General features: G+C 72.2%; 27 protein-coding genes. 13 read left to right on the top strand and 14 right to left on the bottom strand.

The genetic code is table 11. The features are described from left to right. Window positions 1–31 precede the first annotated feature (31 nt). From AC6CQV_RS04025 to AC6CQV_RS04015, 3 genes are read right to left on the bottom strand one after another with little or no spacing between them, the layout of a single operon-like run. Window positions 32–796 (bottom strand): SDR family NAD(P)-dependent oxidoreductase, encoded by a 765-nt coding sequence (locus AC6CQV_RS04025; protein WP_492491125.1) that lies wholly within the window; start codon window positions 794–796, stop codon window positions 32–34. Between the two features lie 28 nt (window positions 797–824). Beyond that, window positions 825–1322 (bottom strand): dihydrofolate reductase, encoded by a 498-nt coding sequence (locus tag AC6CQV_RS04020; RefSeq protein ID WP_498260347.1) that lies wholly within the window; start codon window positions 1320–1322, stop codon window positions 825–827. Next, window positions 1319–2161: a thymidylate synthase gene (locus tag AC6CQV_RS04015; RefSeq protein WP_498260346.1), complete on the bottom strand. Its 843-nt coding sequence runs from the start codon at window positions 2159–2161 to the stop codon at window positions 1319–1321. The genes AC6CQV_RS04020 and AC6CQV_RS04015 overlap by 4 nt, the downstream gene beginning before the upstream one ends. A 77-nt stretch (window positions 2162–2238) precedes the next feature. On the opposite strand from AC6CQV_RS04015, the gene AC6CQV_RS04010 reads away from it, so the two are divergent. From AC6CQV_RS04010 to AC6CQV_RS04000, 3 genes are all read left to right on the top strand, one after another. Then, window positions 2239–2673 (top strand): TlpA family protein disulfide reductase, encoded by a 435-nt coding sequence (locus AC6CQV_RS04010; RefSeq protein WP_060959472.1) that lies wholly within the window; start codon window positions 2239–2241, stop codon window positions 2671–2673. Window positions 2674–2759: 86 nt separating this feature from the next. Continuing rightward, window positions 2760–3185 carry an OsmC family peroxiredoxin gene (locus AC6CQV_RS04005; protein WP_498260345.1) on the top strand — a complete coding sequence of 142 codons (426 nt, stop codon included), beginning with the start codon at window positions 2760–2762 and terminating at the stop codon, window positions 3183–3185. Then, window positions 3178–4092 (top strand): TIGR01777 family oxidoreductase, encoded by a 915-nt coding sequence (locus AC6CQV_RS04000; RefSeq protein ID WP_498260344.1) that lies wholly within the window; start codon window positions 3178–3180, stop codon window positions 4090–4092. The genes AC6CQV_RS04005 and AC6CQV_RS04000 overlap by 8 nt, the downstream gene beginning before the upstream one ends. On the opposite strand, the gene AC6CQV_RS03995 is transcribed toward AC6CQV_RS04000, so the two are convergent. Further along, on the bottom strand, window positions 4093–4542 hold the full coding sequence (locus tag AC6CQV_RS03995) for a hypothetical protein (protein ID WP_205283187.1): 450 nt from the start codon (window positions 4540–4542) through the stop codon (window positions 4093–4095). It lies immediately after the preceding gene. Next, a complete protein-coding gene (gene dapB / locus AC6CQV_RS03990) occupies window positions 4539–5357 on the bottom strand; it encodes a 4-hydroxy-tetrahydrodipicolinate reductase (RefSeq protein ID WP_498260343.1) in 819 nt (272 codons plus the stop codon). The genes AC6CQV_RS03995 and dapB overlap by 4 nt, the downstream gene beginning before the upstream one ends. Window positions 5358–5401: 44 nt before the next feature. On the opposite strand from dapB, the gene AC6CQV_RS03985 reads away from it, so the two are divergent. After that, on the top strand, window positions 5402–5881 hold the full coding sequence (locus AC6CQV_RS03985; RefSeq protein ID WP_205283189.1) for a GNAT family N-acetyltransferase: 480 nt from the start codon (window positions 5402–5404) through the stop codon (window positions 5879–5881). Window positions 5882–6021: 140 nt separating this feature from the next. Here the strand turns inward: AC6CQV_RS03985 and AC6CQV_RS03980 are convergent, their stop codons facing one another. The 3 genes from AC6CQV_RS03980 to AC6CQV_RS03970 all read right to left on the bottom strand — a co-directional run bounded on the left by AC6CQV_RS03980 (window position 6022) and on the right by AC6CQV_RS03970 (window position 10314). After that, window positions 6022–6621, bottom strand: coding sequence for a histidine phosphatase family protein (locus tag AC6CQV_RS03980; RefSeq protein WP_060959466.1), 600 nt, complete (start codon window positions 6619–6621; stop codon window positions 6022–6024). Between the two features lie 98 nt (window positions 6622–6719). Next, window positions 6720–7742, bottom strand: coding sequence for an aldo/keto reductase (locus tag AC6CQV_RS03975; RefSeq protein WP_205283190.1), 1023 nt, complete (start codon window positions 7740–7742; stop codon window positions 6720–6722). Between the two features lie 292 nt (window positions 7743–8034). Beyond that, the gene (locus AC6CQV_RS03970) at window positions 8035–10314 is read right to left on the bottom strand and encodes a polyribonucleotide nucleotidyltransferase (RefSeq protein WP_060959464.1); all 2280 of its coding nucleotides are present in this window, start codon (window positions 10312–10314) and stop codon (window positions 8035–8037) included. Between the two features lie 286 nt (window positions 10315–10600). Here AC6CQV_RS03970 and AC6CQV_RS03965 point away from each other — a divergent pair, with 286 nt between their 5' ends. Further along, window positions 10601–10774 carry a DUF5302 domain-containing protein gene (locus AC6CQV_RS03965; RefSeq protein ID WP_157831623.1) on the top strand — a complete coding sequence of 58 codons (174 nt, stop codon included), beginning with the start codon at window positions 10601–10603 and terminating at the stop codon, window positions 10772–10774. A 30-nt stretch (window positions 10775–10804) separates the two neighbouring features. Here AC6CQV_RS03965 and AC6CQV_RS03960 read toward each other — a convergent pair whose 3' ends face one another. Next, entirely contained in the window at window positions 10805–12763 is a 1959-nt protein-coding gene (locus AC6CQV_RS03960; RefSeq protein ID WP_498260342.1) for a GDSL-type esterase/lipase family protein, read from the bottom strand. 151 nt (window positions 12764–12914) lie between these two features. On the opposite strand from AC6CQV_RS03960, the gene AC6CQV_RS03955 reads away from it, so the two are divergent. Then, window positions 12915–13517, top strand: coding sequence for a DedA family protein (locus AC6CQV_RS03955; protein WP_082808059.1), 603 nt, complete (start codon window positions 12915–12917; stop codon window positions 13515–13517). Between the two features lie 38 nt (window positions 13518–13555). On the opposite strand, the gene AC6CQV_RS03950 is transcribed toward AC6CQV_RS03955, so the two are convergent. Then, a complete protein-coding gene (locus AC6CQV_RS03950) occupies window positions 13556–14998 on the bottom strand; it encodes a cation:dicarboxylate symporter family transporter (RefSeq protein WP_061782130.1) in 1443 nt (480 codons plus the stop codon). A gap of 164 nt (window positions 14999–15162) precedes the next feature. On the opposite strand from AC6CQV_RS03950, the gene AC6CQV_RS03945 reads away from it, so the two are divergent. Together AC6CQV_RS03945 and AC6CQV_RS03940 are read left to right on the top strand one after the other, a co-directional pair. Next, window positions 15163–16428, top strand: a complete 1266-nt coding sequence (locus AC6CQV_RS03945; protein WP_061782129.1) for a sensor histidine kinase — start codon at window positions 15163–15165, stop codon at window positions 16426–16428. Then, the gene (locus AC6CQV_RS03940) at window positions 16425–17105 is read left to right on the top strand and encodes a response regulator (protein ID WP_498260341.1); all 681 of its coding nucleotides are present in this window, start codon (window positions 16425–16427) and stop codon (window positions 17103–17105) included. The genes AC6CQV_RS03945 and AC6CQV_RS03940 overlap by 4 nt, the downstream gene beginning before the upstream one ends. Here AC6CQV_RS03940 and AC6CQV_RS03935 read toward each other — a convergent pair whose 3' ends face one another. Then, entirely contained in the window at window positions 17106–18491 is a 1386-nt protein-coding gene (locus tag AC6CQV_RS03935) for a glucose-6-phosphate dehydrogenase (RefSeq protein WP_101306584.1), read from the bottom strand. A 51-nt stretch (window positions 18492–18542) separates the two neighbouring features. Here AC6CQV_RS03935 and AC6CQV_RS03930 point away from each other — a divergent pair, with 51 nt between their 5' ends. Then, on the top strand, window positions 18543–20396 hold the full coding sequence (locus AC6CQV_RS03930; RefSeq protein WP_498260340.1) for a glycoside hydrolase family 15 protein: 1854 nt from the start codon (window positions 18543–18545) through the stop codon (window positions 20394–20396). Window positions 20397–20418: 22 nt separating this feature from the next. Here the strand turns inward: AC6CQV_RS03930 and AC6CQV_RS03925 are convergent, their stop codons facing one another. Both AC6CQV_RS03925 and AC6CQV_RS03920 read right to left on the bottom strand, forming a co-directional pair. Then, on the bottom strand, window positions 20419–21081 hold the full coding sequence (locus tag AC6CQV_RS03925) for an FMN reductase (protein WP_061782126.1): 663 nt from the start codon (window positions 21079–21081) through the stop codon (window positions 20419–20421). Then, window positions 21078–22274, bottom strand: a complete 1197-nt coding sequence (locus AC6CQV_RS03920) for an LLM class flavin-dependent oxidoreductase (protein WP_292681899.1) — start codon at window positions 22272–22274, stop codon at window positions 21078–21080. Before AC6CQV_RS03920 ends, AC6CQV_RS03925 begins: the two co-directional genes overlap by 4 nt. 143 nt (window positions 22275–22417) lie before the next feature. Here AC6CQV_RS03920 and AC6CQV_RS03915 point away from each other — a divergent pair, with 143 nt between their 5' ends. Continuing rightward, window positions 22418–23575 (top strand): acyltransferase family protein, encoded by a 1158-nt coding sequence (locus AC6CQV_RS03915; protein ID WP_191008795.1) that lies wholly within the window; start codon window positions 22418–22420, stop codon window positions 23573–23575. Between the two features lie 52 nt (window positions 23576–23627). Continuing rightward, window positions 23628–24638 (top strand): isopenicillin N synthase family dioxygenase, encoded by a 1011-nt coding sequence (locus tag AC6CQV_RS03910; RefSeq protein ID WP_498260339.1) that lies wholly within the window; start codon window positions 23628–23630, stop codon window positions 24636–24638. Between the two features lie 87 nt (window positions 24639–24725). On the opposite strand, the gene rpsO is transcribed toward AC6CQV_RS03910, so the two are convergent. Continuing rightward, complete coding sequence (gene rpsO / locus AC6CQV_RS03905; RefSeq protein WP_005048780.1) at window positions 24726–24995, bottom strand: 30S ribosomal protein S15; 270 nt, start codon at window positions 24993–24995, stop codon at window positions 24726–24728. 136 nt (window positions 24996–25131) lie between these two features. Here rpsO and AC6CQV_RS03900 point away from each other — a divergent pair, with 136 nt between their 5' ends. Further along, complete coding sequence (locus AC6CQV_RS03900) at window positions 25132–25353, top strand: DUF167 domain-containing protein (protein ID WP_060959454.1); 222 nt, start codon at window positions 25132–25134, stop codon at window positions 25351–25353. Continuing rightward, complete coding sequence (locus AC6CQV_RS03895; RefSeq protein ID WP_498260338.1) at window positions 25350–26648, top strand: MFS transporter; 1299 nt, start codon at window positions 25350–25352, stop codon at window positions 26646–26648. Before AC6CQV_RS03900 ends, AC6CQV_RS03895 begins: the two co-directional genes overlap by 4 nt. The last annotated feature ends 106 nt before the right edge of the window (window positions 26649–26754 follow it).

Raw genomic sequence — 26754 nt, 5'->3', positions numbered from 1 at the left:
CGGCTCGCGGGGCGGAGGTCGGAGCGGGCCGTCACCGCCCGGTCGCGGCGAGTCGCGCCGCCCAGGGCGCGGGCAGCGCGCGTGCGAGGCCGACGAGCACCTTGTAGCGCAGCGAGGGGATGGACACCGCCGTGCCGCGTGCCGCGTCGCGCAGCCCCTCACGGACGACGTCGGCGGCCTCCAGCCACATCGCGGCGGGGATGCCCTCCTCCCCCGGGGGCAGTCCCAGACGGGCGTGGAAGTCGGTGTGGGTGAAGCCCGGGCAGACGGCCGTGACCGTCACGCCGCGCGGCCGGTAGACCGCGTTCGCCCAGCGGCTGAACGAGATCACCCACGCCTTGACGGCGCCGTAGGTTCCGCGCGGCAGGAAGCCCGCGACGGAGGCGACGTTGATGACACGACCGCTCCCCCGTTCGAGCATCCCGCCGAGTGCCGCGTGGCTCAGGCGCATCGTCGCCCGCACGTGCAGGTCGAGGTGACGCTGCTCGTCGGCGATGTCGTTCGCGGCGAAGTCGAGGTCGAGACCGAAGCCCGCGTTGTTGACGAGGATCTCGATCGGATGCCGGCGGTCGGCGACGCGCTCGGCCACCGCCGCCAGGCCCTCGTCGGCGACGAGGTCGGCGGCGAGCACCTCGACGCCGACGCCCGTGTCGGCGCGCAATCGCGCGGCCAGGGCTTCCAGTGCGGCGCGATCGCGCGCGACGAGCACCAGATCGGCTCCGCGGGCGGCGAGCTGACGCGCGAACTCGGCGCCGAGACCCGAGCTCGCCCCCGTGATCAGTGCTGTCCTGGGCATGGGGCCACGCTAGTGCCGATCGGGAGGATCAGGGACGGATCAGCGTCAGGAAACGGTAGGGGATGCCGGTCCGCGACACCGTCCAGCCCTCGGCGGGGTCGATGCGCGCGACGCTCCAGCCCGCGCGGACCGGAGCGAAGGTGTCGCCGTCCACCTCGAGGTCGAGCTCGGTCACCTCGAGCACGTCCGCGCGCGCGATCGCCTCCGCGAACAGTCCCGCGCCGCCGATGACCCACACCTCGGGCTCCGGCGCCGCGAGCGCCAGGGCGTCGTCCAGCGAGGAGGCCCGCTCGGCGCCCTCGTCGACCCAGCCGGGATCGCGGCTGACCACGATGTTGCGCCGCCCCGGGAGCGGCCGGAAACGCGGCGGGAACGACTCCCAGGTGCGCCGGCCCATGACCACGGGAGCACCCGTCGTCACGGCGCGGAAGTGCGCGAGGTCCTCGGGCACGTGCCACGGCATCCCGCCGTCCTTGCCGATCACGCCGCCACGCGCCTCGGCCCAGATCAGCCCCAGTCGCGTCATACGGCCACGGCCGCGCGGATCGCGGGGTGGTGCCGGTAGTCCTCGACGACGACGTCCTCGTACGTGTAGTCGAAGATCGACGCCGGGGTGCGGGCGAACGACAGCCGCGGGTACGGATACGGATCGCGGGAGAGCTGCTCGCGCACCTGCTCGACATGGTTGTCGTAGATGTGGCAGTCGCCCCCGGTCCAGACGAAATCACCCGGCTCGAGCCCCGTCTGCTGCGCGATCATCAGCGTCAGCAGCGCGTAGGACGCGATGTTGAACGGCACCCCGAGGAACATGTCGGCGCTGCGCTGGTACAGCTGGCACGACAGCTTGCCGTCCGCCACGTAGAACTGGAAGAGCGCATGGCAGGGAGCCAGCGCCATCTGCGGGATGTCCGCCGGGTTCCACGCCGACACGATGAGCCGCCGCGAGTCGGGGTTGCTGCGGATCTGCTCGATGACCTGCGAGATCTGATCGATCTGACCACCCGACGGCGTGGGCCAGGAGCGCCACTGGACGCCGTAGACCGGACCGAGCTCGCCGTCGGCATCCGCCCACTCGTCCCAGATGCTCACGCCGTGCTCCTGGAGCCATGCGACGTTCGACTCGCCGCGCAGGAACCACATCAGCTCGTAGACGATCGACTTCAGGTGCACGCGCTTGGTCGTGATGAGCGGGAAGCCCTGCGCGAGGTCGAACCGGATCTGCCGACCGAAGACGCTCGTGGTCCCCGTTCCGGTGCGGTCGTCCTTGTGCACGCCGTGGGCGAGCACGTCGCGCAAGAGATCCTCGTAGGGGGTGGGGATGGATGCCGCGGTCACGCCAGTCAGACTACCGGCGTGCGCGGACATCGGCTCTGTTACGCACGGCCCGTCATCTGCCCGCGCACCGCGCCTCGAAGCCCGAAGCGGCGGTATCGTGGCAGATTGTGACCATCGTCGATGCCGTGCTCCTGCTCACGGCGCTTCTCGCCGTCACCGTCGGCGTCGGCCTCTTCCTCCGCTGGAAGCAGAGCCGTCCTCGCCGGCAGAACCCCGATGAGGTCGTCGAGCCGCAGCGGCTCGGGGCCCCGGCGCTCGGCGAGCGGGCGACGCTCCTGCAGTTCAGCACCGAGATGTGCTCCCGCTGCCCGGGCGTGCACCGCGTGCTGGGATCGATCGCCGACGCGCACGACGGCGTCCTCCACCTCGACGTCGACCTCACGCACCGCCCCGACATCGCGAAGCACTTCCACGTGCTGCAGACGCCGACGACGCTCATCCTGGATCGGCACGGCGTCGTCCAGACGCGCTTCGGCGGCACGCCCAACCGCAATGCGATCGAGCTCGAGCTCGATCGCGTCACCGCGGCCGCCGCCGTCTGACCGGGCGCTCCACGCGTCCCCCATTCCGTCGCGGGGCGGGCGCGTCTAGGCTCGGGAACGAATCCCCACGACATCGAGGAGCAGTCATGAGCGTCACGAGCGAAGCGTCCACGAGCTGGAAGGGATCCCTCACCGACGGATCCGGCGAGATCGCCCTCGAGAGCTCCAATCAGGGGCCGTTCGCGGTCGACTGGAAGGCCCGCAGCGAGGGCTCCTCGTCGGTCACGACGCCCGAGGAGCTGCTGGCCGCGGCCCATTCCTCCTGCTTCAGCATGGCCCTCTCCCACGCCCTGACCGGCAACGGCACCCCGCCCGAGAGCATCGAGACGACGGCATCCGTCACGTTCATCCCCGGCACCGGCATCACGGGATCGCACCTCAACGTCAATGCGGTCGTGCCCGGGCTGTCGGCCGAGGAGTTCGCGCGCATCGCCGGCGAGGCCAAGTCGGGCTGCCCCGTGTCGGCGGCGCTGACCGGCATCGAGATCACGCTCGAGGCCACGCTTGCCTGACACCGCCGCCGAGGGCCGCGTCGTCATCGCCGGCGCCTCCGGCCTCATCGGACGAGCGCTGTCGGACTCGCTGCGCGCCGACGGCATCCCGGTGACCCGCCTCGTCCGTCGCGCGAGCACGGCCGGCGACGAGGTCACCTGGGACCCCGGCCGCACGCCCCTGCCCCCGGCGGTGCTCGCCGGCGCGCGGGCGGTCGTCGGCCTCAACGGCGCCACCCTGGGACGCTTCCCGTGGACGCGCCGCTACAAGCACGACCTGGTGTGGTCGCGGATCGCGCCGACCCAGGCGCTCGCCGCGGCCGTGCGCAGCCTCGGCGACGACGCACCGGCCTTCGTCTCGTCGTCCGCGGTGGGCTATTACCCCTCCGTCCCCGGCGCGACCCTCACCGAGTCCTCGCCGCGCGGCGAGTCCTTCCTCGCCGACCTCTGCGGCGAATGGGAGACGGCGGCGCTGCGCGGGGCGGGCGACCGGGCTCGCGTCACGACCCTGCGCACGGCCCCCGTCGTGCACGCCGACGGCGTGCTCAAGCCGCTGCTGCTGCTCACGAGACTCGGGCTCTCCGGCCCCCTCGGACGCGGCACCCAGGTGTGGCCCTGGATCTCGCTGGACGACGAGGTGCGGGCCATCCGCCACATCATCGACACCGGCACGACCGGACCGGTCAACCTCACGGGACCCCAGCGCGCGACGGCGAACGACCTCGGCTTCGCCCTCGCACGCCGGATGAACCGGCCCTACCTCCTGCGGGTGCCCGAATGGGCGCTCACGCTCGTGCTCGGGCGCGACGCCGCGGAGGGCTTGCTGACGTGCGACATGCACGTCGTGCCGGAGGTGCTCACGACATCCGGATTCACGTTCTCCCACCCCACGGTGGAGGATGCCGTGGCCGCCGCCGTCCCCGCGTGATCAGCCCGTCGGCGGGTTCTTCTCGATCGTGATCGCCCGGCGGATCGCCTCGCGGGCGCGCCGGCGGTCGCCGGCGCCGTCATAGGCCAGGCCGAGGCGGAACCACGCGCGCCAGTCGTCGGGGTGGCGCTCGACATCCGCGCGGTAGAGGGGGAAGACCGCGTCGGCCTGTTCCCGGTCGGGACGGCCGCTCACGCGGACGTCGAGCTCCTCCGCCGGCAGCGCCCGCTCGGCCTCGAGGCGCTTCGCGAGCCGCTCGGCCGCACGGCCGAAGGCCAGCTCGCGCCACAGGGCCCACGCCGCGATGACCGGCAGCACCACCAGGGCGATCCCCATCGCGATGCCGATCGGCTCGCCCGAGACCAGCAGCAGCCACGCGCGCTGCGCGACGAGCACGATGTAGAGCGCCAGCAGCACCGCCATCACGGCGACGCCGATGCGGGCGTTCATGCCCCGGTGACGCGGGCGACCTGGCCGGGGACCGCGCCCTCGTCGACGCGAGCCTCCGCCGTCTCCGCGTCGCGGCGGGAACCGAGCCCGAGATCGATGAGCGCGTCGAGGCCGATGGTCACCCCCCGCGCATCGCGGGCGGCGACGAGGGCGACGCGGATGCCGGGGGCATACGCCTGGGCCGGGTCGACCGTGTCGTGCACGATCGACAGGGACTCGCCCGGACCCGACAGGATCGTCTCCTGCTTCGCGATGACGCCGGGCCGTCGCAGTGAGTGGATCGGCACGCTCGCCACCTGCTGGCCGCGGGCACGCTGATCGACGTGCGGCGAGGCGACGGGACCGACCGCCGAGCGCGCATCGGCGATGAGCTCGGCCGTGCGCACGGCGGTGCCGCTCGGCGAGTCCACCTTGGTCTCGCGGTGGGTCTCGACGATCTCGATCGAGGGGAACAGCGGTGCGGCGGCCGCGGCGATGGCCGTCGCGACGACGGAGCCGAGCGAGAAGTTCGGGATGAACACGGCGCCGGTGCCGGCCGCCTCGACGAGCGGGCGCACGAGCGCGATCCGCTCGGTCGACCACCCGGAGGTTCCGACGAGCACGTTCCGGCCCCGCTCGATCGCGGCGCGCACGACGTCGATCGAGACGCCGGGCGTGGAGGCGTCGACGACGAGGTCGGCGCCGTCGATCTCGGCGAGGTCGCTCGACGAGCCGAGCACGGCGACCGTCTCGAAGTCGTCCATCTCGTCGATCACGCCGGCGATGATCGCACCGAGCTTGCCGGTGCCGCCCACGAGGGCCACTCTCGTCGTCATGGTTCCAGCCTAGGGCGTGGACCCGACACGGTTACGCTCGAGGGATGGTCCGTCTCGAGCCGCTCACCGCCGACGATCCCCGTTCGCGCGCCCTCCTGGAGGAGTACTTCCGGATGCGTGCGGCGGCCTTCCCGCAGGGACAGGCCTACCAGCCGGTGTTTCCCGCGGCATCCGTGTTCACTCCCCCGGCCGGCGTGTTCCTGGTCGTCGTGGACGACGACGGCGCCGACGCGACGGACGCGGGCTGCGGCGGCATCCGTCGGATCGAGGACGGACCGGCGGGACCGCGCTACGAGGTGAAGCACCTCTACCTCCAGCCGCGCACGCGCGGCCGGGGATGGGGACGGCTGCTGCTGGAGGCGCTCGAGGAGCGGGCCCGCGGGTTCGGCGCCGCGGAGCTGGTGCTCGACACGCACCACACCCTCGACGCGGCCGGTGCGCTCTACGCCCGCTCCGGTTTCACCGCCGTCGAGCCCTACAACGACAACCCCAACGCGACGGTGTGGTTGCGCAAGGCGCTGTGAATCACGGCGGCGCCGTCGGGTGACGACCGTCGGAGATCCTCACGGTCGGGGCCGCACAGCCCCCGCGATCACGGCACGCGGAGGGTCTCGGCGACAGCGAATCCGACGTTGCGCACGCCGACACTCCCGCACGCCGGAGCTCAGACGGGCGGCACCTCGGGCAGGCCCGTGCGCAGCTCCATCGGCAGGTGCGCCAGATCGTTGTGCGTCACGAGCGCCCACGGCCGCCCCTTGCGCTGGGCGAGCACCGTGAGGCCGCAGTGGGCCTGGTTGATCGTCATCCAGCGCCAGTCCGGCGCGTCGAGCACCTCCCGGACGAACCAGGCGATCACGGAGTTGTGGGTGATGAGCAGCTCGTGCGCGGCGGGCTTGCGCACGAGGAACTCCGCGACCGCGTCGCCCATCTGCGCGCGCCCCGCGTCGATCTCCGCCTCGGTGTACGAACCGAAGAACGGCTCGTAGATCGACGGCGTCTCGGGGAGCATGCCGGTCGGGATGCAGTCGAACAGCAGCGCCGACGGCTCGGGCGTGACCGACGGGAGGCGGCCCGCGACCGCGCGGGCGGTCTCGGCGGCGCGTTCGAGGGGAGAGTGCCACACGGCATCCAGCGGAACGCCGGAGAGCCGGTCGGCCAGCAGCTCCGCCTGGCGGCGACCGCGCGGCGACAGCGGACCGTCTTCGAGCCCGTGCTCCGCGTCGAGATGCTCTCCGTGTCGCACGAGGTACAGGTAATGCGTCACGTCAATACTCGTCTCGCCTGGGGGTGGGGCTCTTCCACCCTACGTCAGGCCGACGCGGCCCGACCGGGTCTTGACAGCGCCGCGCGCCGCCGCCACGACTACTGGATCGCGCGGGCGATCTCCGCCAGATGCGCCCGGCTCAGACGCGCTCCCACGCCCTGCACGAGCTCCTCCACATGACCGACGGCGAAGACGTTGACGATGGGTGCGACGACGGCGCGCTGCGCGAGCAGCCACGCGATCGCGACCGCGGAGGGCGGGATCGCCAGCTCGGCGCCGATCCGATCCAGCGCGCGGAGGGTGCGGGACCCCCGCCTGTTCATCGACGCCGCCAGCTGGATGCCGCGCACGGAGTACGCGACGTTGGCGCGGTCGCGGTGCACGCCGGCGAGGTAGCCGTGCTCGAGCGCCTGCGACGGCGTGACCGCGATGCCCTGCGCCCCCGCGACCAGGCGCAGATCGCCGTCGAACTCGCTCTGGCGGAGGATGTTGTAGGGCACGTCGAGCACCGTGAACCGCGGGTATCCCGCCGAGGCGAGGATGCGGGCCTCGACGAGCTGCGCCGCCGAGTGACCGAACGCGCCGACGGCGCGCACCTTCCCCGACTCGATGAGCCACTCGACGGTCGCCAGGGTGTCCTCGAGCGTCGTCGCGTCGTCGGAGGTCGCGTCGAGGTACAGCAGGTCGATCCGGTCCGTCTGCAGCCGCGTGAGGGAGGCCTCCACGGCGCGGATCAGGTTGACCGGTCCGAGGCCGGGGTTGTCGGGGTTGGATCCGATCCGCACGGCCAGCACCATGTCGTCACGGATGCCGCGGCGACCCAGCCACTGGCCGACGATGTGCTCGCTGCGCCCGGCGGCGTACCCGTCGGAGGTGTGCACGGCGTTGCCGCCCCACTCGCGGTACGCGTCGAGGATGCCGTGGGCGGCGGAGAGGTCGACGTGCCAGCCGAACTCGGCCGCGCCGAGAATGATGGGGAAGACGTCGAGCCCGGACTCGCCGAGCCCGGTGCGGATGACGGATCCCACGGGCGCCCCCTGGACGGGAATGGGCGCGGAGGGGTGCGGCGCCGCGACGACGCGCGACCCGGCCGCCGTGGCGCCGATGCCGAAGTAACCCATCCGTTCACCCCCTCACGCTGCCGCCGCTGCGGCCCCGTGTGTCTCGATACCCACCCCCCGATGTGTAGTTCCGAGGGTAGGCCAGCCCCGCACCCGCGCCGCGCATCGCGCCGAACGAACGGTAAACATTCCATAACGCTTCCGTCACGACGCCGACGCGGGGCACCGGATGTCCGCCATTCGGTGGACATCACGTGAACGAACGGATGCCCGCCCCTCCGAGACGGGAGGAAGCGGGCATCCGTGTCCTTGGGCGGCGCGGCGACCCTACGGGGTGCCGCGCCGAGTGCGCTCAGCCTTCGGCGGGAGCCTCCGGGCCCTCGCTGGCGGCCGCGCGGCCTTCCTGGTCGGCGGCCTCTTCGAGCACGGGCTCGAGCGACAGCTTGCCACGGTCGTCGATCTTCGTGATCTTGACGAGCAGCTTCTGGCCGACGCCGAGCACGTCCTCGACGTTCTCGACACGCTTGCCACCGGCGAGCTTGCGCACCTCGCTGATGTGCAGCAGGCCGTCCTTGCCGGGAAGCAGCGAGATGAAGGCGCCGAACGCCGCGAGCTTGACGACCGTTCCGAGGAACTGCTCGCCGACCTCGGGGTTGGTCGGGTTCGCGATCGCGTTCACCTGGGCGCGGGCGGCCTCGGCCGAGGGGCCGTCGGTCGCGCCGATGTAGACGGTGCCGTCCTCCTCGATGGAGATCTGCGCACCCGTCTCGTCCTGGATCGCGTTGATCGTCTTGCCCTTCGGGCCGATCAGCTCGCCGATCTTGTCGACCGGGATCTGCACGCTGATGACGCGCGGCGCCGTCGGAGCCATCTCGTCCGGGCCGTCGATCGCGGCGTTCAGGACGTTCAGGATCGTCATGCGCGCGTCCTTCGCCTGCGTCAGCGCGGCGGTCAGCACCGACGACGGGATGCCGTCGAGCTTCGTGTCGAGCTGGATCGCCGTGACGAACTCGCTGGTACCGGCGACCTTGAAGTCCATGTCGCCGAGCGCGTCCTCCGCGCCCAGGATGTCGGTCAGCGCGGCGTAGCGCGTCTGGCCGTCGACCTGGTCGGAGACCAGACCCATCGCGATGCCGGCGACGGGGGCGCGCAGCGGCACACCCGCGTTCAGCAGCGACAGGGTCGAGGCGCAGACGGAGCCCATCGAGGTCGAGCCGTTGGAGCCGAGGGCCTCGGACACCTGACGGATCGCGTAGGGGAACTCCTCGCGGCTGGGCAGCACCGGAACGAGCGCGCGCTCGGCCAGGAAGCCGTGCCCGATCTCGCGACGCTTCGGCGACCCGACGCGGCCGGTCTCACCGGTCGAGTAGGGCGGGAAGTTGTAGTGGTGCATGTAGCGCTTGCTCGTGGTCGGCGACAGCGAGTCGATCTGCTGCTCCATCTTGAGCATGTTCAGCGTCGTGACGCCCAGGATCTGGGTCTCACCGCGCTGGAAGATCGCGGAGCCGTGCACGCGCGGGATGACCTGGACCTCGGCATCCAGCGGACGGATGTCCGCCAGGCCGCGGCCGTCGATGCGGACGCCCTCGGTGAGGATGCGGCCGCGGACGATCAGCTTGGTGACCGACTTGTAGGCGGCGCCGAACTCGGCCAGCGCGCTGTCGGGCAGCTCGCCCGCCTCGACGGCGGCGACCAGCTGAGCCTTGACGTCGTCCTTGACGGCGTCGTCGGCGTTCTGGCGCTCGATCTTGTCGGCGATCTGGTACACCGGCACCAGACGGTCGTAGGCGCGACCGGCGACGAAGTCGTAGGTCTCCGTCGCGTACGGCGGGAAGACCGGGTACGGCTGGATCTCCTTGGCCGCGGTGTTCGCGACGACGTTCTGCGCGGCGACGAGCGCGGTGATGAAGGGCTTGGCGGCCTCCAGACCCTGCGCGACGATCTCCTCGCTGGGCTTGGTGGCGCCGGCCTTGATGAGGTTCCAGCTGTTCTCGGTGGCCTCGGCCTCGACCATCATGATCGCGACGTCGCCGTCCTCCAGGACGCGACCGGCGACGATGAGGTCGAACACGGCCTCCTCGACCTGGGCGGCCGTCGGGAACGCGACCCACTGGTCGGCGTGCTCGCCGTGACCCGGGATGAGCGCGAGGCGCACACCGGCGATGGGGCCCGAGAACGGCAGACCGGAGATCTGCGTCGACAGGGATGCCGCGTTGATCGCGAGCGCGTCGTAGTACTCGCCCGGGGCGATGCTCAGCACGGTCACGACGATCTGGACCTCGTTGCGCAGGCCGTCGACGAACGACGGGCGCAGCGGACGGTCGATGAGGCGGCAGACGAGGATCGCCTCGGTGGAGGGGCGGCCCTCGCGACGGAAGAACGAGCCGGGGATCTTGCCGGCGGCGTAGGAGCGCTCCTCGACGTCGACGGTCAGCGGGAAGAAGTCGAAGCCCTCACGCGGGTGCTTGCCCGCGCTCGTGGCCGACAGCAGCATGGTCTCTTCGTCGAGGTACGCGGCGACGGCACCCTGTGCCTGCTGCGCGAGTCGTCCGGTCTCGAACCGGATCGTGCGGGTGCCGAAGCGGCCGTTGTCGAGAACGGCTTCGGCGGCGGTGATTTCTGGACCTTCCAAGAGGTCTCTCCTTCTTTGTTTAGACTCGCGCGCGCGTTTCGCGCACGAGATCGTGCGAAGGAGCAGGAACGGGCAGATCCAGACGCGCGGCGGCACCGCGTGAGGCGCCGCCGGGACGGTCAGCGCTGGCCACCAGTAGAAAGCCACCGTTCGCATCGGATCGCGTCGAACGGGAACCCACCACAGGGGACCAGCTTCCTGCCGGCCTGCTCCGGATGCCGCAGAAGATCCACGGCAACCTGCCCAAGCCTATCAGTCGCGCCCTCGCCTGCGTATGGTTGGGGGCATGAGCACCGATGACACCACGGCATCCGAGGAGATGAAGCGCAAGTTCAGGGAGGCGCTCGACAAGAAGAACGCGCAGAGCCGCACCGGCGAGGCGCACCTGGACGGCGACTCGGCCGTGCACGGCACGCACGGCGCGGTCACCAAGCGGGAGTTCCGCCGCAAGAGCGGCTGACGCGCCGACGCGTCCCGCGGTCATCGCGGGTCAGCGCTGGGGCGTGCGCGCACGGTCGGACGACCCGCCGGCGGGAAGATCGACGTAGTCGGTGTGCTTCGCCGTCACGGCGTCGCCGGCCGTGCGCCCGCGCAGCCGCCGCCACGCCCACGGCAGCGCGTCGCGGGTGAGCCACGTGCCGCTGACCGGGCGGTCGTCGTCGGCGTGCAGGGCGGCGTCGAGCGCACCGAGCGCCTCCACGTCCGGCAGCCCGAGCACCTCGGCGGCGCGGTACGCCACGAACCGATGCCCGCGCGAGCTCAGGTGCACCTTGTCGTGCGCCCACTTCTCGCGCTCGCCGATGTCGGGATCGCTCTCGAGGTCCAGCAGGAAGGCCCCGTGCCGGGCGGCGATCTCGCGCAGCCGCACCGCGAAGCGGGCGAACCGGCGGGAGAACAGCCGTGAGGCGCGGCGGTCGGGCAGGAACGGCGTGACCAGCAGCACATCGCTGCCCGCCGCGCGCAGGCGGCCGACCGCGTCATCGACCCGGGCGGCCACGGTGTCGGCGTCGACGTGGTGCGACACGAGGTCGTTCGCGCCGATGAGCACGGTCGCGAGCTCGGGACGCATCGCGAGCGCGCGCGGGAGCTGCTCGTCCAGGAGGTCGCCGACACGGCGGCTGCGCACCGCGAGGTTCGCGTAGCGCACCGGTGTCGGCGAGCGCTGGGCCAGGAGGGTCGCCAGGCGGTCCGCCCAGCCGCGGTACTCCCCCTCCGGCATCCGCGACGTGTCGCACAGCCCCTCCGTCAACGAGTCGCCGAGGGCGATGATGCGCGACCATCCGCGCGGCGGCGGCGCCGGACGCTCCGCCGCGGGGGCCGAGGTCGACCCGACGCGTGTGCCGCGCTCCGCGCCGTGCAGCCGCCGCGCTTCGAGGTAGTACTGCTCCAGCGTGTCGACGAGGGCAGGCCAGGTCCGCCCCTCGACGCCGGCCCGCGCCGCCGCTCCGAAGGCCTGACGCTTGCTCGCGTCGCCGACCAGGTCGCGCACGCGATCGCGGAGGTCGTCGAGGTCGCCCGGCCGGTAGAGCCAGCCGTCGACGCTGGAGCGCACGAGGTCGACGGGGCCGCCGCGACCGGTCGCGACCACGGGTACGCCGCTGGCGTGGGCCTCCTGGATGGTCTGCCCGAACGTCTCGCTCTCCCCCGGATGCACGAAGACGTCGAAGCCGGCCATCGCCTGGGCGAGCTCGGCGCCGGCGAGGTGGCCGAGGAACACGGCGCGCGGCAGCGCGCGCTCCAGTCGCGCGCGGGCGGGGCCGTCGCCCACGATCACCAGGCGGACGCCGGGGATGTCGGCGAGAACCGCCAGGTCTTCCACCTGCTTCTCGGGGGCCAGACGCCCGACGTAGCCGACGATCACCTCGCCCGGCGCGATCCAGGAACGCCACGCCTCACTGCGGTGCTCGGGGCGGAAGCGCTGGGTGTCGACGCCCCGGCCCCACAGCCGCGTGCGATCGACGCCCAGTTCGTCGAGCTGTCGCAGCGCCGACGACGAGGGCGCGAGCGTCAGCGTGGCCCGGCCGTGCAGACGGGCCACGTGCGCGGCGGTCAGGGCGGTCGCCCGCGGGACGCCGTACTTGCGGGCGTAGGCGATGACATCGGTCTGGTAGACCGCGACGGTCGGCAGCTCCAGCGCCTCCGCCGCCGCGACGGCGCGCCAGCCGAGCACGAACGGCGAGGCGAGGTGCACGACGTCGGGCGCGTAGTCGCGCAGGATGCCGGCGAGCGTCCCGGTGCGCCCCAGCGCGATGCGCACCTGGCGGTAGGCGGGCAGCGGCACGGAGGGCAGCAGGGTGGTGGTCGCATCCGAGCGCGCACCCGGCGCACCCGGCGCGATGACGAGGGCGTCGTGGCCGCGTGCGGTGAGATGACGCACGGACTGCAGGACGGATCCGGTGACGCCGTTCATGTGAGGCAGGAACGACTCGGCGACGAACGCGACTCTCATGGGTCCAGGGTCGCGGGTGCGCGGCCCCGGGGGCGTGCTGACGGGCCCCGGGAACGCAGTGTTCCCCGAACGCTCCGCGGACGGTCACCGCACGGTCATCCCCGCCGCGCGCGTTCGCCGCGCGTTCATGGGCCCGTGCTACTCCGGGACGGTGACGGACGCATGGCTCCAGGCTCTCGCGCACAGCCCGTGGGCGCTGCCGGCGATGGCGGGGCTGGTGCTGGGCGATGCGCTGCTCGTCGTGATCCCCGGCGAGGCGGCGGTGACGACCTTCGGCGCGCTGGCGGTGGCCGAGGGCGCGCCGCCGCTGATCGCGGTGATCGCCGTCGCCGCGCTGGCCGCCCTGCTCGGCGACCTCGGCTGCTACGCCCTCGGACGAACGGTCGGCCTCGATCGCTGGCGATGGATGCGGGGGCCGCGCGTGACCGCCGCGTTCGGCTGGGCCCGCGACGCCCTCGCGCGGCGCGGGGCGACGCTGATGTTCACGGCCCGCTTCATCCCGTTCGCCCGCCTGGCAGTCAATCTCGCGGCGGGCGCCTCCCGCATGCCGGTGCCGCGGTACCTGCTGCTGGCCGCTCCCGCGGCGACGGCGTGGGCGCTCTACCAGGCGCTGCTGGGAGCCGCCGTCGCCGCGATCGTGCCCGGCGGCACGGTCGTCGCCGTCGCGGTCTCGATCGCCCTCGCGCTCGCCCTCGGCGCGGCCGCCGACGCCGTGGCGGGCCGCGCGCGGCGACGCCGCGCCCCGGAGGCCTGAGGACAGGCACGCCCGGACGCGGCGACGTGACCGCGCCGTCAGTGCGCGGCCGCCCGGCGGCGGGCGCGCTCCTCCTTCGCGGCGGCCTCGTCGAGGGCAGCCTGCTCGAGTCCCTGCGTGCCGACGGCGCCGGTCGCGGTGGACATGCCGTCGTGGCCGTCACCGGTGAGGGTGGACTCGTCGAACGGCGCCCGACCGGCGAGCACCTCGCGGACGCGGTCGCGGTCGATCTGCTTCGTCCAGGTGCCGATGAGCAGCGTCGCGACGGCGTTGCCGGTGAAGTTCGTGACGGCGCGCCCCTCGGACATGAACCGGTCGATGCCCACGATCACGCCCACCCCGTTGACGAGGTCGGGGCGGAAGGCCTGGAGCCCGCCGGCGAGCGTCGCCAGACCCGCCCCCGTGACCCCGGCGGCGCCCTTGGAGGCGATGATCATGAACACGAGCAGGCCGATCTGCTCGGACCACGACATCGGCGTTCCCATGCCCGCGGCGATGAACAGCGACGCCATCGTCAGGTAGATGGCCGTGCCGTCCAGGTTGAAGGAGTAGCCGGTCGGGACGGTGATGCCGACGACGGGCTTCGAGACGCCGAGGTGCTCCATCTTGGCGATCAGCCGGGGAAGGGCGGACTCGCTCGAGGAGGTGCCGACGATCAGCAGATACTCGCGACCGAGGTACTTCATCAGTCGCAGGATGTTCACGCGGGTGACGGCGTACAGGAGCACCCCGAGGATGCCGAAGACGAACACGGCACACGTGATGTAGAACGCGATCATGAGGATGCCGAGGCTGACGATGGCGGCGAAGCCGGTCTTGCCGACCACGGCGGCGATCGCGCCGAACGCGCCGATCGGGGCGAGCCAGAGGATCATCCCGAGGATGCGGAACACGAGCACCTGCAGCTGCTTGACGGCGTACATGATCGGCTCGCCCTTGCTGCCGAGTCCCTGCAGGGCGAAACCGACCAGCAGCGCGATGAAGAGCACCTGCAGCACGCTCTCGCCGGTGAAGGCCGAGAAGAACGTCGTGGGGATGATCCCCATGAGGAACTGGGTGGTCGAGGTGGCCTCGATGCTGGATGCGTCGTAGGTCGAGCTCGACATGTCCAGTCCCGTACCCGGGTGGATGATGTTGCCCACGACGAGGCCGATGAACAGCGCGAACGTCGTCATCACCATGAAGTAGCCCAGGGCCAGCCCGCCGATCTTGCCGACCGTGGCGGCCTTGGCGATGGAACCGACGCCGACCACGATGGTGCAGAAGATGATCGGCGCGATCATCATCTTGATGAGGTTGACGAACGCCTTGCCGATCGGCTCGAGCCCCTTGGCGAACTCGGGCCAGACGAGGCCGACGACGGCGCCCAGCACGACGGCGATGATCACCGACACGTAGAGCCAGGTGTGTTTGTCCCAGGACGTCTTGCCGCGGCGCCAGTTGTAGCCGGGGAGTCTGAAAGATGTCGTCGAGAGGGCCATGTCCGCCTCCAGGTGTGAACGGGTCGTTGTTCGCGGACCGCCGACGTTGGCGGCCACGTGCCCAGAGTGCGCCCGCCGGGACCTCGTGGTTCACTTGTGGTCGTATTGGTCCCGCCCCCGGGCGGCGACGCACGCCACCGCCGTTCACCGTCGAGAGGGGCGCCATGGCCCGCAGCATCGGACGCAGCGCCGCGTCCCGGCTGTTCCTGTGGCTCGCCGGTGCGGCGCTCGTGCTGGCGCTGGGGACGGCGGGGCTGCTCGTGCTGGAGGCCCAGCGGGCGGCCCGCGCCGAGGCGGAGCGAGCGACCCAGGCCGTCGCCGCGACACTCGCGGGCCTTCCCGAGGTCCGGTCCGCTCTCGCGGCGGGCGACGGCGAGGCGGCCACGCGCACGCTCCAGCCGATCGCGCGCGAGGTGATGTCGAGCGCGGGCGTCGATTTCGTCACCGTGATGGACACGGCCGGCATCCGCATCACGCACCGCGACCCGGCCCAGATCGGCCAGCACTACATCGGCACGATCCCGCCGTCGCCGCAGACGATCACCGAGGAATTCACCGGAACCCTGGGTCCGTCGCTGCGCACGATCGTGCCGGTGGAGGCGGACGGGCGCCTCGTGGGCTGGGTGTCGGTCGGCGTGACGGTGCGCACCGTCACCGCGCAGGTCGTGCCGCGGCTGCTGGTGGTCGCGGCGGTCGGGCTCGCCCTCGTCGGGGCGGGACTGGCGGGGGCGGTGCTCGCACGTCGAGCGACCCGGAGCGTCGCCGGCGACCTCCCCGCCGGAGCGATCCGCGACACCCTCGCCTCGGCCGAGTCGATGCGCACGCTCGGCGAGGCGCTGCGGGCGCAGACGCACGAGCACGGCAATCGGATGCACGCCGCCGTCGCCCTGATCGAGCTCGGCCGGAGCGCCGACGCCATCGGCATCCTGACCGACTCCGCACGCCAGAGCCAGGCGCTGGTCGACCAGGTCGCCGCGCGGACGGACGGCGACCCGACGGTGGGGGCGCTGCTGCTCGGCAAGGCGTCCCAGGCGATGGAGCGGGGAATCGAGTGGAGCGCGGACATCGCCGCCGACGCGCCCCGTTCGCTGCTCCGACCGATCGACGCGGTCGCCCTCGTCGGCAACCTGATCGACAACGCCCTGGATGCCGCGGCCGCGGGCCCGGAGCCGCGCTGGGTGCGCGTGCACATGTCGCGCACCGCCGAGGACGAGCTGCTGCTCAGCGTCGCCGACTCGGGCGAGGGGCCCGACGAGCACACCCGCGCGCGGATGTTCGAACGGGGCTTCTCGACCAAGCCCGCCGGCGCGGACGGCCGGGGGGTGGGTCTGGCCCTGGTGCGCGCGGTCGTCGACGAGGTCGGCGGGACGATCTCGCTGGGGCTGTCGCCGACGACGTTCCGCGTGGTGCTGCCGACGGGACTGTCATGATCGGGGTGCTGCTGGTCGACGACGAGGCCCTGACCCTCGAGCTGCATCGCACCTACGTCAGCCGCGTGCCGGGCTTCGAGGTCGTCGCCGAATGCGCCGGCGCGCGCGCCGCCGTCGCGGCGGTGCTCGAGGCGCCCGAGCGGTCGCGGATCGATCTCGTCCTGCTCGACATGACGATGCCCGACGGCACGGGGCTGGACGTCCTGCGCCACATCCGGGCGCGCGCCGCGGACGTCGATGTGATCGCGATCACCTCGGTGCGCGACGCCGACGTGGTTCGTCAGGCGATCGCGCTCGGTGCGGTGCAGTACCTCGTGAAGCCCTTCACGTTCGCCGCCTTCCACGATCGACTGGATCAGTACCGCGCGTATCGCGCGCGAGCCCGTGCCGCGACCGGAGCGGCGACGCAGTCGGAGATCGACGCGATGCTGGGCGCTCTGCGCCCGACGGGCCCCGTCGTGCTGCCGAAGGGCCTGTCTCCGGCGTCCCTCGATCGCGTGTCGGACGCGGTCCGCGACCGCGGCCCCCTCTCGTCGACGGAGGCCGCCGACGCGCTGGGGATGTCGCGCGTGGCGGCGCGCCGCTACCTCGAACACCTCGCCGACGCGGGACGGGTCGAGCGTTCGCCGCGGTACGGCACGCGCGGGCGTCCCGAGACGGAGTACCGCTGGCGCTGATCAGCGCCCGGATGCCGCGACGCCCGCGTCGTCCCACCCGATCCCGCTCGATCCGGCGGCGTACTCCTCGAGCGGCACGTCGCCGCGCCGCCAGGCGTCGCGGACGGGCTGGATGATCCGCCAGCACTCCTCGGCGACGTCGCCGCGCACCGAGAGCATCGCGTCCGCGTCGAGGATCGCGGCCAACACCTCGGTGTAGGCCTGGTGCGAGCCCAGGCCGAGATCGGCTTCGAGGCGGGCCCGGTGCAGCGCGAACGGCCCGTCGCCGCCGTTGACGGAGATGTCCATGGTGACCCGGTCGGGGCCGAGGGAGAAGCGGATGACGCTGCCGGCGGCGTCGCCGGTGAAGCCCGCGGGAAGGTGGCGGACCGGCCGGAGCACCACGTCGATCTCCGCACGCTTGGCATCCAGAGCCTTCCCCGACCGCAGCGTGAAGGGCACGCCCGCCCACCGCGCGTTGCGCACCTCCACGGTGACCTGTGCCAGCGTCTCGGTCTCGCGTGCGGGGTCGACGCCCGACTCGTCGACGTAGGAGGGCATCTGCTCGCCGCCGGCGGTGCCGGCCGTGTAGCGGGCTCGGTGGGAGAAGCGCACCGCGTTGTCCTCCCAGACGTGCGTGGCGCGCAGGACCGCGGCGGTCGCGTCGCGGACGTCGGTCGCGTTCAGCGCCGCGGGCGGCTCCATCGCGACCACCGCCATGACCTGCAGGAGATGGCTCTGGATCATGTCGACGAGGGCGCCCGCGCGATCGTAGAAGCCCGCGCGCCCCTCGAGGCCCAGGGTCTCGTCGAACCGGATCTCGACCCGCTCGACGTGCTCGGCCGTCCACACGGGCTCGAGCAGGCGGTTGGCGAAGCGGACGCCGAGCACGTTCAGCACCGTGGATCGGCCGAGGAAGTGGTCCACGCGGAAGATCTGCTCCTCCGGCAGCAGCGTCCGCAGCACCTCGTTCAGCGCGCGGGCGCTCGCCTCGTCCTCGCCGAACGGCTTCTCGAGCGCCAGCACGGTCCCCGCCGGCAGGTCGCCCGGCGACAGCGCGGCGCACGCGGCCGCCGCGGCCGCCGGCGGCACGGCGAAGTAGAGCACGAGCCGGCCGTCGGGGGCGTCGCGCACAACGCGGCGCAGCCCCGCGGCGGTGGTCGCGTCGACGGCGAGGTAGGGCGTGGAGGCCACCGCGGCGAACGCCTCCTCGGCATCCGCTTCGCGAAACGCGGTGCGCACGCGACGCCGCCACTGCGCATCGCTGAGCGCCGTGCGTCCCACCCCCAGCAGATGGATGCGGCGATCGGGCTGACTCTTCAGCAGGTCGGCGACCGCGGGCAGCAGCAGCCGCTCGGTCAGATCGCCGCTCGCTCCGATGATGGCCAGTGTCGACACGTCGCCCATGAGCACACCCTACGTGGCCCCTCCGCCCCGGGGAGACGGCAGAATCGTTGCGTGGCAGATGCACCTGCAGGATCGGACTCCTCGCCCGCGCCCATCGAGGACTACGCGCTGCTGAGCAGCAGCCGCACGGCGGCGCTCGTGTCGGGATCGGGCTCGATCGACTGGCTCTGCCTGCCGCGCTTCGACTCCGCGTCGGTGTTCGCCGCGCTTCTCGGCGACGAGCACCACGGGCAGTGGATGCTGCGCCCGACCGATCCGCAGGCGCAGCACACGCGGCGCTACGACGGCGAGACGTTCACGCTCGTCACGCGCTGGGAGAGCGCCGACGGTGTCGCCGAGGTGCACGACTGCCTCCCGGTCGATCCGCACCACCTCGACACCGCGAGCCGCACCGACCTCGTCCGGCGCGTGGTCGGCCTCTCCGGCAGCGTGGAGTTCGAGCAGCGCGTGCGGCTGCGGTTCGACTACGCGCGGGCCCTGCCCTGGGTGCGCCAGACCGGCACCGCCGAGGCGCCCGAGCTGACCGCCATCGCCGGCCCGGATGCGGTGCTCCTGCGCGGCGCCGCCCTCACCGCCACCGACCATCTGCACCGCGGTGCGTTCCGCGTCTCGTCGGGTGAGCGGCGCGACCTGACCCTCACCTGGCACGCTTCGCACCGTCCGGCGCCCGAGCCGCTCGACGTCGACGCGGCTCTCGCCCGCACCCGCGACTGGTGGAGCACGTGGGCGCAGCGCATCAACGTGCACGGCCCGCACCGCGAGGCCGTGGTGCGCTCGCTGCTGACCCTGCGCGCGCTGACGCACCGCGACACCGGCGGGATCATCGCCGCACCGACCACGTCCCTCCCCGAGCAGTTCGGCGGCGGCCGCAACTGGGACTACCGGTTCGTGTGGCTGCGCGACGCGTCCCTGACGATCGAGGTGCTGCTCGGACAGGGCTTCGCGCACGTCGTGGAGCACTGGCAGCGGTGGCTGCTGCGGGCCATCGCGGGAGATCCCGCCGACCTGCAGATCGTCTACGGCATCGCCGGCGAGCGCGACCTCGCCGAGCGCGAGCTGGCGAGCCTCCCCGGCTACCGGGGCGCCGCCCCCGTGCGCATCGGCAACGGCGCGGCCGGGCAGTACCAGGCCGACGTCACGGGCGAGGTGATGACCTGCCTGTTCGCGGCGCGGCAGGCGGGCATCGAGCAGTCGGACATCTCGTGGCCGCTCGAGCGTGCCCTGCTGCGCCGGGCCGAGAAGCGCATCGACGAGCCGGACAACGGCATCTGGGAGATCCGCGGCGACCCGCAGCTGTTCACGCACTCGCGGGCGATGGTGTGGGCGGCGTTCGACCGCGGCGTCCGGTCGGTGCGCGAGTTCGGCCTCGACGGGCCGGACGAGCGGTGGGAGCGTCTGCGCGATCGCGTGCGCGCCGACATCGATCGGCGCGGCGTGTCGGCGCGCGGGCACTTCGTGCAGCACGCCGGCACCGATGCGGTCGACGCGTCGCTCCTGCTGCTGCCGGTGGTCGGTTTCTGCGCCGCCGACGACCCGCGGATGCTGGCCACCGTCGCCGAGATCGAGCGCACGCTGATGGTCGACGGCCTCGTGCTGCGCTATCGGACCGAGTCCGGCGTGGACGGCCTCGAGGGCACCGAGAACCCGTTCCTCGCCTGCTCCTTCTGGCTCGTCGAGCAGTACGCCGCGAGCGGCCGGCTCGACGACGCCCGCGCGCTCATGGACCGTGCCTGCTCGCGCGCCAACGACGTCGGCCTGCTGTCGGAGGAGTACGACGTGGCCGGCAGACGGCAGGCCGGCAACACCCCGCAGGCGCTGTCGCACCTGGCGCTGGTGCGCGCGGCATCCGCCCTCGCCCGCGCCGAGGCGGCGCACGGCGACGCCCCCGACCGCGCCGGAGCGTGATCGGGGGCGTCGACGTGCGGGCTCACTCGCCGGCGAGACCGCCGAGCAGGTGGCCGAACGAGCGTCCCTCGCCGAGGTAGTTCGCCGGGTCGAACGGGTCGCCGCTGCCGGCGGGCTGACGGCGCGCGACGGCCTCGGCCAGTTCGCGGGCGCCGCGCTCGACGCGCGAGCTCAGCGGTGCGACCTGATCGGCGGCGGCTCCCCAGTCGCTGGATGCCGCGAACACGCCGGTCGAGACCGTCTCGGCGTGGAGGTAGGCGAACAGCGGACGGATGGCGTAGTCGATCGCGAGCGAATGCCGCGCCGTTCCCGCGTTGGCCCCGATCAGCACCGGCATGCCGGTGAGGGCGTCGGGATCGAGCACGTCGATGAACGACTTGAACAGGCCCGAGTAGCTCGTCGAGAAGATCGGCGTGACCACGATGAGCGCGTCGGCCGAGACCACCGTGTTGATGGCCGACTCCAGCGCGGGCGGCGCGAAGCCGGTCAGCAGGTTGTTCGTGATGTCGTGCGCGAGATCGCGCAGCTCGATCGTGTCGACGGTGGCCTGGATGGGGGCGCCGTCGGGTCCCGACTGCTCCCCCAGCGCCGTCACGGTCGCGGCCGCGAGACGGTCGGCGAGCATGCGGGTGGACGACGGGTTGGACAGGCCGGCGGAGACGACGGCGATGCGCCGGGCGCTCATCGGGTCGCCCCCACACCGAACGCGGCGCCGGCCGGCGCGGGCGCGTCCTGATAGGGCGACGGGCCGCTGAGGTTGTCGCCGCGGTTGGCGCGCGGGGTGGCCTGGCGCGCCGGGCCGTCGCCGTACGCGGCGCGCACGAGCGAGGCGTGCGTGGGCGCGTCGGGCACGTTCTCCGGCCGGTCCTTCGCGAACTCCTTGCGCAGGACGGGCACGACCTCGCCGCCGAGGAAGTCGAGCTGCTCGAGCACGGTCTTCAGCGGGAGTCCGGCGTGGTCCATGAGGAACAGCTGGCGCTGGTAGTCGCCGAAGATGTCGCGCATGCCCGCGTAGCGGTCGATGACCTGCTGGGGCGAGCCGACCGTCAGCGGCGTCATCTCGGTGAAGTCCTCCATCGAGGGGCCGTGACCGTAGACCGGGGCGTTGTCGAAGTACGGACGGAACTGGTTCACGGCATCCTGCGAGTTCTTCGCCATGAACGCCTGTCCGCCGAGGCCGACGATCGCCGTCTCGGGGGCGCCGTGACCGTAGTGCTCCCAGCGCTGGCGGTACAGGCCGATGAGGCGCTGGTAGTGCTCGGCGGGCCAGAAGATGTTGTTCGCGAAGAAGCCGTCGCCGTAGTAGGCGGCCTGCTCGGCGATCTCGGGCGTGCGGATCGAGCCGTGCCAGACGAACGGCGCGACGCCGTCGAGCGGCCGCGGGGTCGCGGTGAAGCCCTGGAGGGACGTGCGGAACTTCCCCTCCCAGTCGACCACGTCCTCACGCCACAGCGTGTGCAGCAGCGCGTAGTTCTCGATCGACAGCGGCAGACCCTGACGGATGTCCTTGCCGAACCACGGGTAGACCGGGCCGGTGTTGCCGCGGCCGAGCATGAGGTCCATGCGTCCGCCCGACAGGTGCTGCAGCATGGCGTAGTCCTCGGCGATCTTCACCGGGTCGTTCGTCGTGATGAGCGTCGTCGAGGTCGAGACGATGAGTCGCTCGGTCTGGGCGGCGATGTAGGCCAGCGTGGTGGTCGGGGACGACGACCAGAACGGCGGGTTGTGGTGCTCGCCGAGGGCGAAGACGTCCAGGCCCACCTCTTCGGCGTGCTTCGCGATCTCGACGGTCGCGCGGATGCGCTCGGCCTCGCTGGGCGTGTGGCCCGTGGTCGGGTCCTGCGTGATGTCGCTGACGGTGAAGATGCCGAACTGCATCTGCGGGCTCTTCTCGTTCACGGTGTCCTTCGCCTTCCGGATGCCTCGGCATCCAATACATGCAAATGAATGTATCTGATGCAACGCGGTGCTGTCCAGGTTATTCCCGCCCCGTCCTGCACCCCCGGTAGGGTGACCAGACGATGACCGACCCTGTCCCCTCGCCCGCCTCCCCGGCACCGCGCCCGGCGAAACGGCGGGTGCCGCTGTGGGACAACGCGCGCTTCGCCTGCATCGTGCTGGTCGTCCTGGGCCACGCCATCCAGCGACTCACGTACGACAGCGACGCCGCGCTGGCGCTCTACCTCGTCGTCTACGCGTTCCACATGCCCGCCTTCGCCCTGATCTCCGGCTACTTCTCGACCTCGGACGGGCCGTCGCGGCGGCAGATGGCCCGGGTGCTGACGGACATCGTCGCCCCCTACGTGGTGTTCGAAAGCCTGTGGACGCTGACGAAGTGGCTCGTCGAGGGCGAGGCGAACCCCAACCTCACCCAGCCGTCCTGGACGCTGTGGTTCCTGCTCGCGCTCGCCATCTTCCGGCTCGTGCTGCCCTACCTCGCGCTCCTGCGGTGGCCGCTCGCGTGGACCGTCGCCGTCTCCCTCGCCGTCGGCTACTGGCCCAACGTCGACTCGACCCTGTCGCTGTCGCGCACGCTGGGCCTGCTCCCGTTCTTCACCCTCGGGTGGTGGGTGTCGCACCATCGGATCGTGCAGCGGCTCGACCTGCTCCGCCGTCGCCGCAGGGGTCCGCGGATCGCGGCCGTCGCCCTGTTCGCCGCGGCGGGCGCCGTAGCGTGGCTGTTCGCCGACACCTGGCGCACGGTCGACCTGCGCCAGTGGCTGTTCTACGACCAGGACTACGCCGCGCTCGGCGGCCCCTGGTGGTCGGCCGCGGTGCGCCTGGCGCTGATGGCGATCGCGCTCGTCCTCAGCGTCGCGTTCTTCGCCCTCGTCCCCCGCGGCGCGTACGGGTGGACGGCGTTCGGGCGCTACACGATGTACGTGTACCTGCTCCACTCGTTCGTGCTGTACCCGTTCCGCGAGAGCGGTCTGCTGCGCAGCGCCGAGCCGACGTGGCTCTGGCTGCCGACGCTGGTCGTCCTGTCGGTCGTCATCGCGCTCGGCCTCGCGACGCGGCCCGTGCGCACGGTCTTCCGGCCGCTCGTCGAGCCCCGCCCCCGCTGGCTGTTCGCCGACCCGACGCTGGCCGGGCGCGAAGGCCATCGCTCCGACCCCACCGGCTCGCGCCGACCCCGTCAGGACCCGCGGCCGCGCCCGCACCGCGAGCCCGAGCGGTAACCGGGCGCAACACAGCGCGCGCAGGTGTCGGCATCCGCCTACCCTCGCCTTCATGAGCGACCTGAACCTGCCCGTGCTCGATTTCGCCCTCCTCGACGCCGGCCCCGAACAGGCCGCCCTCTTCCGCGAGCAGTTGCGGGCCGCGACCCACGACGTCGGGTTCTTCTACCTCACCGGCACGGGCGTCGACGGCGAGCTGGAAGAACGGCTGCACCGCGCCGCGCGGGACTTCTTCGCCCTCCCGGATGCCGACAAGCTCGCGATCGAGAACGTCACCAGTGCGCACTTCCGCGGCTACACGCGCATCGGCGGCGAGCGCACGCAGGGCAAGGTCGACTGGCGCGAGCAGATCGACATCGGACCCGAGCGCGATGTCGTCGACGACCCGGACGCCCCGGCGTTCGCACGGCTCATCGGGCCGAACCTGTGGCCCGCGGCGCAGCCCGAGCTGCGCGAGGTCGCGTCGGCCTGGCAGGAGCATCTGACGGGCGTCGCCCGGCGGCTGCTGCGCGCGTGGGCTCTGGCCCTCGGCGCGCCCGAGGACTACTTCGACGACCACTTCGGCGAACCCTCGACGCTGCTCAAGATCGTCCGCTACCCCGGCTCGAGCGCGCCCGAGCCGGCCCAGGGCGTCGGCGCCCACAAGGACTCGGGCGTCCTCACGCTGCTGTGGGTCGAGCCCGGCAAGGGCGGCCTTCAGGTCGAGCGCGACGGCGAATGGGTGGATGCGCCCCCGGTGCCGGGGGCGTTCGTGGTCAACATCGGCGAGATGCTCGAGTACGCGACCGGCGGCTACCTCATCGCGACGAACCACCGCGTCGTATCGCCGCGCGCGCCCGAGGACCGCATCTCGGTGCCGTTCTTCTTCAACCCGGCCCTCGACGCCCGGCTCCCGCTCATCGAGCTGCCCCCCGAGCTCGCCGCACAGGCGCGCGGCGTCACGCAGGACCCCACGAACCCCATCCACGCCCTCTACGGGGAGAACGCCCTGAAGTCCCGGCTGCGGGCGCACCCCGACGTGGCCGAGCGCTGGCACGCCGACCTGCTGGCCGCTCGCGCCTGACACGCCGGGGAATGACGAGAGCCTCCCCACACCGTGGGGAGGCTCTCCAAGAATGTTTTGCGCGATTGAACGCGGGGGCGCGAAGCCTTAGCGGCGCAGACCGAGACGCTCGATGAGCGAGCGGTAACGGTTGATGTCGATGTCCTGCAGGTAACCCAGCAGGCGACGACGCTGACCGACGAGCAGGAACAGCCCACGACGCGAGTGGTGGTCGTGCTTGTGCTCCTTGAGGTGCTCGGTGAGGTCCTTGATGCGCTGCGTCAGCATCGCGACCTGCACCTCGGGGGATCCGGTGTCACCGGGGTGCGTCGCGTACTCTTCGATGATCGCCTTCTTGACGTCTGCTTCCAGTGCCATAGGTGATCCCCTTCCTCTTCGTTGCGCGGCGCCCGACGCCTGATGCGTGGGCTCTCTTTCTCCGCGGCCGATCGAACGGCAACCTCAGGAGTCTACCAGCGCCGACGCCGTCGCGGAAACTCGTAGGCTCGGTCACGTGCAGTTCTCCGTCCACGTCAAGCCCGGCAGCCGCAAGGGCCCCCTCGTCGAGCAGGATGCCGAGGGCCTCACGGTCTTCGTGCGCGAGCGCGCCGTGGACGGCGCGGCCAACGACGGCGTCGTGCGGGCCCTCGCGGCCCACTTCGGTGTCCCGCCGCGCGACGTGACGATCCTCCGTGGACACGCCTCGCGCCACAAGCGCGTCGAGGTCGACCGGTGAGCGGCGGCCATCTGATCGATCTCACGCCGTTCCGGCGGAGCCCGGCCTTCGCCCGTCTGTGGATCGGGTCGACACTGTCGGGCCTCGGCGGACAGCTGACGATCATGGCCGTCATGCTGCACATGTACGCGCTGACCGGATCGACCTTCGCAGTGTCGATGATCGCGGTGGCGGGACTGGTGCCCATGGTGCTCGCCGGGATCTACGGCGGCATGCTGGCCGACGCCTTCGATCGGCGCACGGTCGCGCTCACCGCGGCGACGGTCACCTTCGTCTCGACCCTGCTGCTCGCGGTCCTCGCGTGGACGCAGCAGGAGGCGGTCTGGTCGCTCTACGTGCTCAGCATCGTCAACTCGGCCGCGAACTCGATCGTGATGGCGAGCCGATCCGCCATCATCCCCCGCCTGCTCCCCCGCGAGCTGCTGCCCTCCGCCGCGGCGCTGCAGGGGGTGACGGTCGGCATCATGGTGATGGCCGGGCCCGCGCTGGCCGGTGTGCTGGTGGCCACCACGGGCTACGCGTGGACGTACTCCCTCGACGTCGTCCTGATGCTGAGCCTGTTCCTGGGCCTGTGGACGCTGCCGACGATGCGACCGGAGGGCGAGACGGTACGACCCGGCTTGGAGTCGCTGAAGGACGGCATCGCCTTCCTGAAGCGCGCCCCGAACATCCGGCTGCAGTTCGTCATGGACATCGTCGCGATGACGTTCGGACAGCCCTTGGCGCTGTTCCCTGCACTGGGCATGGTGCTGCTCGGCGGCGGGCCGGTGACGGCCGGGGCCCTGACCGCCGCCATCGCGGCCGGCGCCTTCCTGTCGAGTCTGTTCTCCGGCCGGGTCGGCGGCTACCGCTGGCACGGGCGCGGCATCACACGGGCGATCGAGGTGTACGGCGGGGCCATCGGCGCCTTCGCCCTGGCGCTGCTGCTGGCGGCGGTGGGGCTGGGCGCACCGGCGACGGTGGACGCCGAGCACGCGAACGTGCCGATGATCGTCGCCGCCTGCGTCGCGCTCGCGGTGGCCGGCGCCGCCGACAACGTGAGCGCGATCTACCGTTCGACGATGCTCCAGGCCGCCGTTCCGGACGCCGTGCGCGGAAGGCTCCAGGGGATCTTCATCGTCGTCGTCGCGGGCGGTCCGCGCGTCGGCGCGCTCTACGCGGGCACGCTGGCGACGATCACGACCCTGTGGTTCCCGCCGCTGGTCGGCGGCATCCTGATCATCGCGATCGTCGCGACGCTCGCGCGGTTGAGCCCCCGTTTCCGCGCGTACGACGCCGAGAACCCCCTCGCCTGAGCGCAGCGCCCGAGCGGGCGCGAGGTGCGCCGTCGCATTCCTGCCAGCCGTCGGCGGGTTTCGGACGTCGCGCTCGCGGACCCGTCCCGACGTCGGATGCCGCGGC

It is taken from the genome of Microbacterium sp. EG9, from assembly GCF_059759475.1.
The sequence above is the reverse complement of the archived record's forward strand: the minus strand, read 5'-3'. Positions and strand labels throughout refer to the sequence as shown.

Coding starts and splice junctions, on each gene's coding strand:
- AC6CQV_RS04025 (WP_492491125.1), bottom strand. CDS start 796: ATGCCCAGGACAGCACTGATCACGGGGGCGAGCTCGGGTCTCGGCGCC.
- AC6CQV_RS04020 (WP_498260347.1), bottom strand. CDS start 1,322: ATGACGCGACTGGGGCTGATCTGGGCCGAGGCGCGTGGCGGCGTGATC.
- AC6CQV_RS04015 (WP_498260346.1), bottom strand. CDS start 2,161: ATGTCCGCGCACGCCGGTAGTCTGACTGGCGTGACCGCGGCATCCATC.
- AC6CQV_RS04005 (WP_498260345.1), top strand. CDS start 2,760: ATGAGCGTCACGAGCGAAGCGTCCACGAGCTGGAAGGGATCCCTCACC.
- AC6CQV_RS03995 (WP_205283187.1), bottom strand. CDS start 4,542: ATGAACGCCCGCATCGGCGTCGCCGTGATGGCGGTGCTGCTGGCGCTC.
- dapB (WP_498260343.1), bottom strand. CDS start 5,357: ATGACGACGAGAGTGGCCCTCGTGGGCGGCACCGGCAAGCTCGGTGCG.
- AC6CQV_RS03985 (WP_205283189.1), top strand. CDS start 5,402: ATGGTCCGTCTCGAGCCGCTCACCGCCGACGATCCCCGTTCGCGCGCC.
- AC6CQV_RS03975 (WP_205283190.1), bottom strand. CDS start 7,742: ATGGGTTACTTCGGCATCGGCGCCACGGCGGCCGGGTCGCGCGTCGTC.
- AC6CQV_RS03965 (WP_157831623.1), top strand. CDS start 10,601: ATGAGCACCGATGACACCACGGCATCCGAGGAGATGAAGCGCAAGTTC.
- AC6CQV_RS03960 (WP_498260342.1), bottom strand. CDS start 12,763: ATGAGAGTCGCGTTCGTCGCCGAGTCGTTCCTGCCTCACATGAACGGC.
- AC6CQV_RS03950 (WP_061782130.1), bottom strand. CDS start 14,998: ATGGCCCTCTCGACGACATCTTTCAGACTCCCCGGCTACAACTGGCGC.
- AC6CQV_RS03945 (WP_061782129.1), top strand. CDS start 15,163: ATGGCCCGCAGCATCGGACGCAGCGCCGCGTCCCGGCTGTTCCTGTGG.
- AC6CQV_RS03940 (WP_498260341.1), top strand. CDS start 16,425: ATGATCGGGGTGCTGCTGGTCGACGACGAGGCCCTGACCCTCGAGCTG.
- AC6CQV_RS03935 (WP_101306584.1), bottom strand. CDS start 18,491: ATGGGCGACGTGTCGACACTGGCCATCATCGGAGCGAGCGGCGATCTG.
- AC6CQV_RS03925 (WP_061782126.1), bottom strand. CDS start 21,081: ATGAGCGCCCGGCGCATCGCCGTCGTCTCCGCCGGCCTGTCCAACCCG.
- AC6CQV_RS03920 (WP_292681899.1), bottom strand. CDS start 22,274: ATGCAGTTCGGCATCTTCACCGTCAGCGACATCACGCAGGACCCGACC.
- AC6CQV_RS03915 (WP_191008795.1), top strand. CDS start 22,418: ATGACCGACCCTGTCCCCTCGCCCGCCTCCCCGGCACCGCGCCCGGCG.
- AC6CQV_RS03910 (WP_498260339.1), top strand. CDS start 23,628: ATGAGCGACCTGAACCTGCCCGTGCTCGATTTCGCCCTCCTCGACGCC.
- rpsO (WP_005048780.1), bottom strand. CDS start 24,995: ATGGCACTGGAAGCAGACGTCAAGAAGGCGATCATCGAAGAGTACGCG.